The organism is Campylobacterota bacterium (assembly GCA_040752835.1).
Lineage (GTDB): Bacteria > Campylobacterota > Campylobacteria > Campylobacterales > Sulfurimonadaceae > Sulfuricurvum.
The window spans coordinates 506,688-518,836 of the sequence record JBFMGG010000007.1; the positions used below are offsets into that span (position 1 = coordinate 506,688).

At 50.7% G+C, this 12,149-nt stretch carries 14 protein-coding genes; 7 read left to right on the forward strand and 7 right to left on the reverse strand.

All coding sequences use genetic code 11. The features are described 5' to 3' along the window. Positions 1-30: 30 nt before the first annotated feature. Positions 31-1,311 carry a TolC family protein gene (locus AB1763_08620; protein MEW5832887.1) on the reverse strand — a complete coding sequence of 427 codons (1,281 nt, stop codon included), beginning with the start codon at positions 1,309-1,311 and terminating at the stop codon, positions 31-33. Between the two features lie 107 nt (positions 1,312-1,418). Here AB1763_08620 and AB1763_08625 point away from each other — a divergent pair, with 107 nt between their 5' ends. Genes AB1763_08625 through AB1763_08640 form a run of 4 tightly spaced genes read left to right on the forward strand, consistent with a single transcriptional unit; the run spans position 1,419 to position 6,382 of the window. Further along, the gene (locus AB1763_08625) at positions 1,419-2,576 is read left to right on the forward strand and encodes an HlyD family efflux transporter periplasmic adaptor subunit (GenBank protein MEW5832888.1); all 1,158 of its coding nucleotides are present in this window, start codon (positions 1,419-1,421) and stop codon (positions 2,574-2,576) included. Positions 2,577-2,589: 13 nt separating this feature from the next. Further along, entirely contained in the window at positions 2,590-4,194 is a 1,605-nt protein-coding gene (locus tag AB1763_08630) for an ATP-binding cassette domain-containing protein (protein MEW5832889.1), read from the forward strand. Next, entirely contained in the window at positions 4,191-5,303 is a 1,113-nt protein-coding gene (locus AB1763_08635) for an ABC transporter permease (GenBank protein MEW5832890.1), read from the forward strand. The genes AB1763_08630 and AB1763_08635 overlap by 4 nt, the downstream gene beginning before the upstream one ends. Continuing rightward, complete coding sequence (locus tag AB1763_08640) at positions 5,300-6,382, forward strand: ABC transporter permease (protein ID MEW5832891.1); 1,083 nt, start codon at positions 5,300-5,302, stop codon at positions 6,380-6,382. Before AB1763_08635 ends, AB1763_08640 begins: the two co-directional genes overlap by 4 nt. A 41-nt stretch (positions 6,383-6,423) precedes the next feature. On the opposite strand, the gene AB1763_08645 is transcribed toward AB1763_08640, so the two are convergent. Together AB1763_08645 and AB1763_08650 are read right to left on the reverse strand one after the other, a co-directional pair. After that, the gene (locus tag AB1763_08645) at positions 6,424-6,615 is read right to left on the reverse strand and encodes a hypothetical protein (GenBank protein MEW5832892.1); all 192 of its coding nucleotides are present in this window, start codon (positions 6,613-6,615) and stop codon (positions 6,424-6,426) included. A gap of 78 nt (positions 6,616-6,693) precedes the next feature. Then, on the reverse strand, positions 6,694-7,113 hold the full coding sequence (locus AB1763_08650) for an Rrf2 family transcriptional regulator (GenBank protein MEW5832893.1): 420 nt from the start codon (positions 7,111-7,113) through the stop codon (positions 6,694-6,696). 155 nt (positions 7,114-7,268) lie between these two features. Between AB1763_08650 and AB1763_08655 the strand changes: the two genes are divergently transcribed. After that, positions 7,269-7,718 (forward strand): HPP family protein, encoded by a 450-nt coding sequence (locus AB1763_08655; protein ID MEW5832894.1) that lies wholly within the window; start codon positions 7,269-7,271, stop codon positions 7,716-7,718. A 21-nt stretch (positions 7,719-7,739) separates the two neighbouring features. On the opposite strand, the gene AB1763_08660 is transcribed toward AB1763_08655, so the two are convergent. Next, on the reverse strand, positions 7,740-8,846 hold the full coding sequence (locus AB1763_08660; protein MEW5832895.1) for a methyl-accepting chemotaxis protein: 1,107 nt from the start codon (positions 8,844-8,846) through the stop codon (positions 7,740-7,742). A 15-nt stretch (positions 8,847-8,861) separates the two neighbouring features. After that, the gene (locus tag AB1763_08665; protein MEW5832896.1) at positions 8,862-9,242 is read right to left on the reverse strand and encodes a PAS domain-containing protein; all 381 of its coding nucleotides are present in this window, start codon (positions 9,240-9,242) and stop codon (positions 8,862-8,864) included. 234 nt (positions 9,243-9,476) lie between these two features. Between AB1763_08665 and AB1763_08670 the strand changes: the two genes are divergently transcribed. Further along, a complete protein-coding gene (locus AB1763_08670) occupies positions 9,477-9,689 on the forward strand; it encodes a hypothetical protein (GenBank protein ID MEW5832897.1) in 213 nt (70 codons plus the stop codon). Positions 9,690-9,937: 248 nt separating this feature from the next. Next, complete coding sequence (locus AB1763_08675; GenBank protein MEW5832898.1) at positions 9,938-10,543, forward strand: transglutaminase domain-containing protein; 606 nt, start codon at positions 9,938-9,940, stop codon at positions 10,541-10,543. On the opposite strand, the gene AB1763_08680 is transcribed toward AB1763_08675, so the two are convergent. Next, positions 10,536-11,750, reverse strand: a complete 1,215-nt coding sequence (locus AB1763_08680; protein ID MEW5832899.1) for a replication endonuclease — start codon at positions 11,748-11,750, stop codon at positions 10,536-10,538. The genes AB1763_08675 and AB1763_08680 overlap by 8 nt on opposite strands. 31 nt (positions 11,751-11,781) lie before the next feature. After that, a complete protein-coding gene (locus AB1763_08685; GenBank protein MEW5832900.1) occupies positions 11,782-12,141 on the reverse strand; it encodes a hypothetical protein in 360 nt (119 codons plus the stop codon). Between the last annotated feature and the right edge of the window lie 8 nt (positions 12,142-12,149).

Below are 12,149 nucleotides of genomic sequence, written 5' to 3' on the forward strand. Positions count from 1 at the left end.
AGTCTATTATAGTCAAACAAAGCCGAATCCTCAACGAATCGCCGTTTTTTCACGGAACATTTCCAAGCCGCCCTGAAGCAGGAGCGAAACATTGAGGGTGAAGAGTTCACTCTCCAGCGTTGCGGCCGCGGCTTTAGCGGCCGCAAGATCGGCAATCGCACGGCCCAGTTCGTCCGCACTCGAAAGCTGGTTCTCGAACCGTCCCCGCGTAAGTTTTGTATACTCGGCGGCGGCTTTGATCCGCATTTGCGCGCTCAGAAGCTTGCTTCGGGTTGCTTCGATCTCCAAAGCCGTGTTTCGGATTTCGGAGACGATACGGTTTGTATAATCTTCGATCGCGGCATATGCGGCCATTTCGGACGCTTTTGAGGCCTGAATCGCGTGATAGTCGCTCATCCCCGAAAAGAGGTTCCACGACGCGACGATCCCTCCGTAACTTTTATCGGGGTTCGTGTATCCGTCGCCGTTCAGATCGAATGCGTCACCGTGGCGCTTGAGCGAAGCAACAAGCGCGATTTGGGGATACCAGCGGCTCCGTGCGAGCGCAATGTCGCTCCGGGCGATTCCGAGCGCTTTTGCGAGGGAGAGGAGGTCTTCGCGGTTGATCCGCGCAGCCGTTTCCACCTCCGCAGGGTCCGGCGCCCAGAGCGCCTCGGAGGGGAGCTTTGCCGTATCGACACGACCGCCTGTGAGGTAGGAAAGGGTATTGAGCAGCCGCAGCCTTGCACTTTTGCTTTCGGCGATATCCGCTTCGATTTCATACCCTTTGGCTTCGATGGCGTAGAGTTCGGCCGGCGCCAGCAGACCGTTGGCGTACATCCCCCGCGCTTTTGCGTACGAGGCATCGATGGCATTTTTAGCTTCCGCCTGTGCGGCGATTACCGCTTCATAGCCTGCCGCTGCGGCATAGAGCCGTGTCGCATCCAGGTAAAGGTTGCGCTTGAGATCGGAGGTTTCGAGCAATGCTTTTTCGTGCTGGAGTTTGGCTTTTCCGGCCGATGCGGAGAGGGCAAATCCACTGAAAAGGGGATAAGTCAGAGAGAGTTCGCCTTCGACGTTGTTACGCGAAGCGGTCTGCATTTTCGACGATGCAAGCACCGCCGTCGGCGTTCGGTTGAGTTTGAGGGCACTGAGACGGGCGTCGAGCGAGGGAAGGTGTTTCCCTTCGGCCGCGAGATACGCTTCGTAGGCCGAGTGTTCCACCGCTCGGGCGCTTTGAACGGCATGCGAAGCGTCGATCCCGGCCAGAATTTCGGGATAGCTCTGAGCGAATACCAGTGTCGGCAAAATGAACGGCAACAAACGCTTCATGCGCTCTCCTTTTCTATTTGTCAATATAGTCACGATACGATTAATTGATACTGAATTAAGCTACAACGCTATAAGATGGTCTAAATCTAGAAATAGGGCAGTCGAATATGTTTTCCACCCTGAAGAAGTACTGGTTGGGCGCTCTGATCGCGGTATTATTCGGCATAGGCGCCGTTTTGATCTATATCCGTCTCCATCCGCCCCGGTTAGCTGAAAACCTGATTCAGGGGACGGGACGGATCGATGGCGATTTGATCAATCTCAACGCGAAATACCCCGGCAGGCTCAACGGCATCGGTGTCGAAGAAGGAGAAAGGGTACGCCGTAACCAGACGATCGCTCTGATCGATAGCCAAGAGTCCCGTGCACAGCACGATCAGGCCGTAGCCAGACTCGATGCCGCACGCCGCGAATACCGCTCCCGGGAAATCGAGCTGGACATCCTGCGACGAACGCTGCCCCAGACTCTTTTGAAAGCCGACGCCAATCTGGCCCTGAGCCAGCGCTCCCGCGACGAGCTCGACCGTATGCTCAGCGCCCAGAAAAACATCGTCGCGCAAAGCGAAAAAGATTTCGAACGGATGCGCGATCTGGTGGAAAAACGCCTTGTCGAATCACGCCAGCTCGAAACCGCCGAGCTCAAGCTGAAAACCGATCGCGAACAGCTCGGTGCGCTCATCTACAAGCGCAAACAGCTCGACGAAACGATCGCCATCGCCGAAAGTTCCCGCATCGAGGCGGTACTGGCCCAGCGGAAAATCGATGCGATGCAAGAAGCCAACAACGCGCTTGCAGCGGGGATCAAAGCCATGGAAGCATCGCAGGCCCAAAGCCGTGCGGTCCTCAGTGAAATGGAGTTGCGTTCCCCGGTGGACGGCTTCGTTGTTGAAAGGATCGCCCACAACGGCGAGGTGGTCGGAGCCGGTAATCCGGTCGTGACACTGATCGATCCCTCCTCGCTCTACCTGAAAATTTTCGTCGATACGCTTCAAAACGGCAAAATCAAAATCGCAGACCGCGCCGTCATTTTCGTCGATGCGTATCCGGACCGTCCCATAGCGGCCAAAGTAGTCCGTATCGAACAAAAAGCCGAATTCACCCCCAAAGAGGTCTCCGTTGCCAGCGACAGAATTCAGCGGGTGTATGCCGTCCATCTCAAACCCCTCAAGCCCGATCCGCTTCTCAAACTCGGCCTTCCGGCGGTGGGTGTCGTGACGCTGGACGGCAAAAATCTTCCCGGCACCCTTCGGGAAGTCCCCGAATAAAGGGGTAAACCGGATGCTCAGGGTCGACAACGTCACCGTCCGCTATAAACAGCACATCGGTATACGCAACGCCTCGTTCACGGCCAAAGAGGGGGAAATTATCGGCTTTATCGGGGCCGACGGGGCCGGAAAAAGTTCGCTGATGCACGCCGTTGCCGGTGTCGGGGCGTTCGAAGGGCAGATACGCTTCAAAGAGACCCTCTACCGCTCTCCCGCCGAAGCCGAACCCATCAAGGCCGATACCGCATTCATGCCGCAGGGGATCGGGCTGGTACTCTATGAAATGCTCAACGTCGGGGAACATCTCGATTTTTTTGCCGACATCCGCAATCTCTCTCTTGATGGCGACTACCTCGATTACAAACGCCGTCTGCTCCATATGGCTGGGCTGGAGCGTTTCACGGACCGGAGGGCGGGAAACCTCAGCGGCGGTATGATGCAAAAACTCTCCCTCATCTGTACCCTGCTGCACCGCCCGAAGCTCCTGATCCTTGACGAACCGACGACGGGCGTCGACCCTCTCAGCCGGATCGAACTGTGGAATATCCTCGACCGGATACGCCGCGAAGAGGGGACCATCATCCTCGTCAGTACCGCCTACATGCAAGAAGCGGCCCGCATGGATAAAATACTGCTTTTCGACGAAGGGGAGATCATCGCGGGCGGTACGGCATCCGAACTCATCGAATCGGTACGCCCGATGACCTATGTCCCAGGCGGCGGTTCCCAAGGCTTTACAACCATCGATGCCCTCTATTCGCTCGAACCTCTGGAACTTCCACACGCCGAGCCCACTCTCGAAGCGCTGTTTTTCGTCAACGCGCTCCGAAAAGCCCGGACGCTGCCGCCCATTACGATAACTGCGCGCCCCGAAGAATACGATCACGCGTCGACAGTCATGGAAGCCCATGCCCTGACCAAACGATTTGACGGATTTGTTGCGAACGATTCGGTGGATATTCGACTCAACCGCGGCGAGATATTGGGGCTTTTGGGAGCCAACGGCGCGGGAAAAACGACGTTTATCAAAATGCTTCTCGGGCTTTTGCCGATCGACGGTGGAAAACTCGAATTGCTGGGGCGCCCGGTCCAAAACGCATCGGATCGTCAGACCCTCAAGGCATCGATCGGCTACGTCAGTCAGCATTTCGCCCTCTATAACGACATGACGGTCCGCGAAAACCTGCTGTATTTCGCCGCCATGCGCGGTATTGCACTGTCAAAATCCCTCGAGAAAACTTCCCTCTATGCCGAGGAACTCGGATTTAAGGAGTACCTCGACGAGATCCCCTCCAACCTTCCGCTGGGGATCAACCAGCGTTTTTCACTCGCCGCCGCCCTGTTGCACGATCCGCTGGTCCTTTTCCTGGACGAGCCGACGTCGGGGGTTGACGCGATCGCGCGTGCGCAGTTCTGGCAGCTCCTCACCGCCCTCAAACAAAAATGGGGAATCGCGATCCTTATTACGACCCATTACATGAGCGAAGCGGAATTTTGTGATCGCATCGTCCTCTTGCGCGACGGCAAAAAGATAGCCGACAACAGTGTCGATGAACTTTATGCGCTACATCCGGGTGCGCAGAGCTTCGAAGAGATCTTTATGGAGTATTACCGATGAGACTCCGCATCATCCGGGCTTATATTTATAAAGAACTCGTCGAACTGGTCCGTTCGCGCTTTATTGTCATGGTTTTTTTGCTGCCGACGATGCTTTTGCTGCTTTTCGGTTACGGGATACGGATGGAGGTGACCGGGGCGCGTACGCTGATTATCGACAACGACAACAGCACACTTTCCCAGCGCCTTATCGCCAAATTCGAGCACTCTCGTTATTTCCGTACACAGGTAGAGCCGATCAGCGAAGTCCAGGCGCTCGGGCGTATCAAACAGGCCAAAGCCGACGTCATCGTCGTCATCCCCGAGTCGTTTGAAAAACGGCTGCTCCACAACCAGCGTACCGCCATCGGGGTATTCGTGGACGCAGCGTTTCCGAGTCGGGGCGTCACGATCGAAACGTATGTACGCGGGGTCATCCTCGATGCCGCATCGGGTCTTGGAGCCGTTGGAAATACCACCTTGATACGTATCAATCAGCGGACCCTTTTCAACCAGGCGATGCGCGACGAAGACGCTATCGTTCCAGGGCTGATCGGCCTGGTTTTGCTCGTCTCGCCGGCCATTCTCGGAGCATTGCTGATCGTCAAGGAAAAAGAGCGGGGGACGATTTTCAACTTTTACGCCTCCCCCCTCTCGAAATGGGAGTTTCTCACGGCCAAGCTGATCCCCGCGTTCCTGCTCCATTCGCTTAATATTTTCGTCCTTTTCCTGTGGGCGGTTTATGTTTTCGACGTTCCGTTCCGAGGGAGTTTCTGGCTCTATTGGATCGCATCGGAAGTCTATCTGCTCATCAGCATCTCGATCGGCATGCTCATCTCCGTCGTGACCCGGACCCAGATCGTCGCGGTGGTTCTCACCATCATCATCACGATCATCCCCGGATTTATGTATTCGGGGATCATCATGCCCATTTCCTCCATGAGCGGCCCGTCGCAAATCGAGGCCCACATCTTCCCGGTCATGTACTACAACCATATTCTCTACGATGTCTTTTTGATCGGGGAGGGGATCGAATCGGAAAAAACGGTGCGCTACCTGGGGATCATGTTTTTGTATGCGCTCACCCTTCTGGGTCTGGGACGGCTGTTTCTGCGCAAGGAGCTCAGATGAACCGGACGTTCTGGGCCATCGTGGGTAAAGAGATGCTGTCGTTCATACGCTCTTGGCAGCTTGTCCTCGTCGTTTTGTATTCGTTCACGGTCGAAGTCTACATTGCGGGAAGCGGTATCGAAATCAATCCGCGCAACGTTGCGGTCGGCTACGTCGACGACACCGGAGGGGGAATCAGCCAAAAAATCCTTGCACGGCTGCATGGTCCCGAATTCCTCCCGCCGCAGCGTTTCCGTTCCCAAGAAGAGCTTAGCCGCGCGATATTCGACAAAGAGATCATCGTGGGAATCGTCTTCGACGCCGATTTTGAAAAAAACCTCCGACGGGGCCAAAGTACGCAGCTCAACGTCCTCCTCGACGCTACGGCAGCCTCGCAGGCCTATACGACGATGGGATATTTGCAGAGTATCCTTCTTGATATTGCCGCGCCCGACATCCGGGTCGACGTCGCCAGCCACAAACTTTTCAACGAAAATGCCGACAATCACACCTTCATGGCGCTGACCGAAATGCTTTCCATCATCACGATGCTGACCGTTATCCTCACCGCCGTAGTCTTCGTCAAAGAAAAAGAGCAGGGGACCTGGGACATCATGCTTCTCATGCCCGTCGACCCCAAGCTGATCATTCTGGCCAAATCGTTTTCCCAGGTACTGATCGTGATGGCTGGGATCGTCATATCCCTGGGATTCATCGTACTCGGTGCCTTTGCAACGCCGCTCAACGGCTCGTTTGCGGCATTTGCGCTACTGAGTTTCTTTTACGTCTGTGCCAGCGCGGGCATCGGGCTTTTCATCGCCGCGATCGCACGCGACGTGATGCAGGTGGCACAACTCTCTATCATCGTCATGATGCCCCTCATTTTCCTCAGCGGTGCCTGGACGCCCATATACGCCATGCACCCGGTGTTGCAGGTTGTATCGCTCGCTTCCCCCCTGCGGTATTACATCGAGGGGACCGAAAGCATCTTCTACCGAGGCAGCGGATGGATCGATCTGCTTCCCTATTTCGGAGGGGTTATTGCGGTGGGAGGTATCATGTACTGGATCGGATTTCGTAAAATAGGGCGGTTGTTCTAGCGTGTATCAGATAGATAATCTATCTGATACAGCCACGGGATTCAGGGTTTCGTATTGATTTCTCTGAGGTATTTGGCAGCAGTGGCCGTACTGATCTGCGCCTCTTCGGCGACGGAACGCACGGTCGGTTTTTTTCCGTAAAGCAGATGGATCCCGATGGCGGCCTGAATTTTTGCTTTCACCTGCTTTTCGCGGATTTTTCGGGCTTTTGCAGCCCCTTTTTCACTTCCCATACATCTCCTTTTGACGGCGCAATTATAGCGCTTCCGTACCCGATTTCGAGAGGGATGATGCTGAGGAAGCGTCAAACGCTAGATTCGCGTATGAACGTTCCCGCTCAGCGAGGCGAGGGTGGTCGAGCGGATCATCGTGTCGATCATCGCATTTGGCGCCGTCCACTGATCGTGAAGTGCGCACGGATTGGCAGCGTCGCACGAGTCGAAACCGAGGATACAGCGCGAAGATTCCGACGTTTCGCCGATCGCTCCCAGAATGTCGTAGAGTCGAATCTCTTCACCGCTTTTTGCCAGACTCAATCCTCCATCCCTGCCGCGAGCGGCATACACTAATCCCTTTTTGACCAGCCGGGTCATGAGCCGGGTGAGGTACTTGTAGGGGAGACCAAGCTCGCGGTGCAAGACGCTGACCGGCTGCAAAGCCCCATCATGACGATGCAGATAGATCAAAACCCGGATCGCGTATTCGGCGGTTTTGGAAAAATGCATACTCATGGTTTATCCTTCTTAATGCGTTCAACCGATTCTAATCCAAGTTTGCTTCTTATTCGCATAACATACTCTTTAAATACATGAAACTAAATCGGCAGCTAAATACTATTCGAAGATAGTAATAATACAATACTGCCATATTTATCCAGGAGTCCAACATGACGGCCCATCGCCTTGAAAGCTTCATAGCGGGCCTCGGGGCCTTTTTGGGCCTCTCCCTGATCGGCATCATCGCCCAAAAAGCGGGAACCATGATGGTTATCGCTCCGTTTGGGGCAACGGCGGTACTGCTTTTCAGCGCCCCTAACAGCCCTTTTTCCAGACCGTTAAACATCTTCGGCGGCTATTTCATCTCTACACTGCTGGGAATCGCGGTACTACACTACACATCGGGCGACTGGCTCAGTATCGGCGTCGGTCTGGGGGCAACCATCGCGCTGATGCATTTTTTCAGGGTGATTCATCCCCCCGCAGGTGCCAATTTCCTGATCGTTACACAGGGGCATCTCTCTTTTTTCCTGATCTGGCCTTTGTTCGCCGGGCTGATATTATTGATGGTGGTCGGACTGGGATTACAGCGGATTATGCGGAAAATACGGGTTCAATAAGAAGGGGCCGACCGCGAAGGGTCAGCTGAGGCGATCCATCGTAGCGAGGAGTTCTTCCATTTTGTTGTCGACGTTTCCGACGTATTTGGTCAGATCCATCATTTCGTCCATGTTCTGGTTAAGCGATTCGCTGTTATCGTTGATGGCCTGAATCAGAATATTGATCGTTGCCGCCGTTTCGGCAAGGCTTTTTTGCGTTCGTTCGGCCAGTTTGCGCACTTCGTCGGCGACGACGGCGAATCCGCGTCCGTGTTCCCCGGCACGTGCCGCTTCGATCGCCGCATTGAGAGCGAGCAAGTTGGTCTGGTCGGCGATGTCGCCGATCGTGATGAGGATCTGCTTGGTCTCCTGGGCATTGCCGGCCAGCGACTGCAGGTTGATCGAGAGTTCATGCTCTTTGTTGGCGACGGTATGGATCCGTTCGACGGTCGTATTAATCATCCCGTTGAGCTCGACGAACTGGTTCGAGCGGAGGCTTTCGATCGTGTCGCGCAGCTGCTGGGTATTGCTGTGCAGTACATCTTTGGCTTCGTTGTTCTGCTGTTCCATTGACTGCAGTGCCACCGCGAGCTCGTTGATTTTTTCGAGCATCTGCGCCATTTTTCCTTCGACCTGCACGTTGGCCCGCGTGGCGAAATGTCCCTCGCTCAACGCCTGCAAAACCCGAATCGCCTGATCGAGGTTGTTTTCGGTCGCATCGAGCATCGCGTTCATCGTTTTACGCAGGAGATGGACGTGCGGCGTTTTGCTGTCGCTGGCGACACGACAGGCGAAATGGCCGCGGCGCACTTTATCCGCCAACAGTACCATTTCACCCGCCACTTTGGTATCCTGCTCGAGGATACCTTCGTGGGTTTTGGCGATGTGGTTCAGTTTGTCTTCGAGGCTACCGGGGGCGGCTTCGACCGATTCGAGCTGATTGCGTTTGAACTGCAACAGCTCCTCGAAATCGCCCAGATGCCGTGCCAAAAGAGCATTCCCCTCCGATGATGAAAGCGCCCACATCGCGGTCAGCGCCAGCAGGGCGATCGCGGCGGCGCCGGCCCATGCCGAACCGACGGCAAAGACGATAATCAGGCCCAGCAGGGCGACAGCGGCAATTACAATGTTTTTTGTCGTTTTATTCATAACTCTATGGGCCCTTTAGCGCATTGTTTTGTACAGTTCTTCTGCCGCTTTGATCTCGGCGGGGGAGGCTTTCCGGCGGCACGACATATAGCCGTGATCGCTTTCGCCGCAGGCGATGTTGGGATAAACGGTCGCGAAGACCCAGTAATACCCCCCGTTTTTGGTCGCGTTTTTGACGTATCCTTTCCAGACTCTGCCGCTTTTGACAGTCTCCCACAAATCCTTGAACGCGGCTTTGGGCATATCGGGATGTCGAACGATATTGTGCGGCTTCCCGATCAGCTCTTCGAGCTTGTAACCCGCGATTTTGCAGAAATCTTCATTCGCAAAAAGGATAATCCCTTTCGAATCGGTCTGAGACACCAGAAAATCGGTGTCGGCAAGCGTGTATTCCATTTTTACTCTTTCCCGTTGCATATTTAATGTATATAGTTTAGTTGATTCCGCGGTCGATTCGTACCCGTTTTTTGTCCGTTCGTTTACAATCGATGCATTTTCGGTTCGTGCGTAAGCGCCATTTCAGTGCAGGGAAGGGCGGCATCGCTGCCGCGACGTACGCACGTCCCTTTTAAACATGCTACACTTATGCCTCGCACTCTTCAGACGTCAACACGGTTAAAAGGGGAAAACATGCGCAACAATCTGTCCGAATATTTTGACGAGGTGATCGAAGCGATCGTCGAACTGGGCCAATACACCGAAGAGATCGCCCGCACCATGGCAACCGAAAAACGTGAGGATGTGGAATACGGATGCAGGTACCGGATCAACCCCTCACTCGTCGCGGGATCGATCCTGGGCATCAACGATTGCTGCATAACCCGCGATTCCGGTGACAAATGAAAATATTGAAAGAAGTTGTTACCCGGGCATATACGGCTTTTCGTACAAATCATATTTTCAATATAATATATATTAAATTAAGGGGAATATAAGTTAATGAGGCTTAAGATTTAGGCTGCAAAAGTTCGAACATTACGCAAAGAATTTGAAAGTTAATAGGGAGTTCCAGCTCCCTATAACTTGGATTATTGTACCCCCTAAATACTTAAAAAATCCCTTAAAGAACACAAAAAAATAAAATAAAAACGATGAGAACAAAAAATTTATTTTTAAGCATCATAACCGTGTTCGCAACAGTGTTTATATACCGCAATTACATATCAGATGAAGAATATACTGTACCAAAACATATAAGCGTAGGAAAAGGTTTTGCGACAAATTTTATTAACGTAAGTGATGCTGTAAAAGAAAAAACCAATTCAATTACTATGCAATGCGAAAAAAATGACTGTAAAGCAAAAGCAATACACGACTACGTTAAAAAAATAAATTACACTTATCAAAATGAAATCAATAAAAGACCGACCGAAGTAATAAAATACGGCGGGGACTGCGATGAAAAAAGCCAGTTAATGGCGTCAATGTTAAAAGCAATAAATGTGAAAAGCGTATTGATATATACAAACGATCACGCGTTTATAGCGGTCGAAATGGAAAATGAAAAAAACCTAATGAAACCATACGCGAAATTAGAAATAGAAGGAAAGAATTATTATTATGCAGAAACAACCGATAAGAACGCTTATATAGGAGCATTCAATAATATCGATCCAAAAGATTTTATAGCAATCTATGACGTAGAAAACGAATACAAAATAAAAATCGAAAAAGCAAAATTTAGATTAATCAGCTAAATGAACAAAGATTTTTATAATCATCAAATCCAAAGAGCTGCTGAGTTAAAAGCGGATCAGAATCAATAAGACCACGAGAAACACAAAGGTTACGAACATTTATAAAATGATTGAAATCACATAAATCAGGATCAAGAGAACGATAATATTCTAATAAATTCCAATCTGAATAATCATAAATCGCCGTTACTGGTTCATAAATACGTTTATGCTGAAAAACATAAGACGATTTTTTACCATCGATAAAAATAGGAACCCTGGTATCCTCGCGATGTTTAACAATACGATCAGGTACCCAGGTTTTCGATTTTTTAAATAAATCATCGATCATCGGATTTTTTGCATAAATTGCCTGATCCGCTTCATTAGGATCATCAATAAAAAGAACAAATTTTTTATTGAAAGCAGAATAGAGCACACCCGAATGATAGTAATCGGTGCACGTCAAAAAATCCCGAAAACGCGGATCATGTTTTATCTTTCGATGAATATACAATGGAACCAGCACACGAGAGCATGTAAAGCGTATTATTCGGTGACGGGCAAAATAATAAGCCTCCATAGTCATTTTATCTTCAAGAGCGTTTTTAAACGTCTTATTGATGTATTTAAGCAGATAAGCAACAGCACCGCCCGAAGTATTAGACCATGTATATTTAAAGTCCTGAGCATACTTAGAAGCACCGTCACGCGAAAAATGGCGTTTAAAGATTTGTTTCATTGAAAGAATAAAGTTTTTAGGAAGAAAAAGCATTACATGGACATGAGGAACACCCGACTTGTGAGGCTCAATTACTTTGAGATAAATAGGATTATGGCCAGTCTTTTTCTTTATCTGAGAAAATACCTTCAAGTTACGAAAAGAACGCCAAGAATCAGACAAATGACGAACGCCATCACGAACAGATAAAGAAGAATCGTAATTTTTAGATGAAGGATGAAACCGATCAGGCAAAGTGATCGTAAGAAAAACGGGATATAAACCCAACTGTTTAGAATATTCAAAAAGAGAATTGACGCGATTATTAACCTCGGCAAAATACTTTTTAGGGTTGATATTGGCCGACATAGAAGAATCTAAAAGAGAAATAGGCGCACCGTCACCGAAGTCTAAAATAAATTCCTTCAAAAAATTAATTTGTTTGGATATTTTTTTATCGACTATTTCTATATCATGCAACGTAAGCCCGTATTTAAAATGTTCCATAATAACCCCGCGTACAACTTTTAATAATGAATCAAGAGCGCGGGAGCCCGCAAAGCGGGCACCCACCCGCGCCATGATTCAAAGAAGTTAAAAGAAGATGAAACATAAAGAGAATATGAGCAGGAATAGCACGGGGGTGAGAAACCCATGTCTTTAAAGTACTATCAGGCAAATGAACGATAACAGCAAGATCATCGATAGAAAGACCGAGAAGATCACAAACATAATTAACTGGATTATCAACATGAAGAAAAAAAAATAAATCATATGCCGGCGTGTCACATTTTGGACTCGAGGCACCATAGAAAAAGCGTCCTGGCGCGTCACACTTTTCGACGATCGAGGAATCACAAAAAATTCGTCCAGGGAAGTCACATTTTTCGGTAGACATCGCGTCAC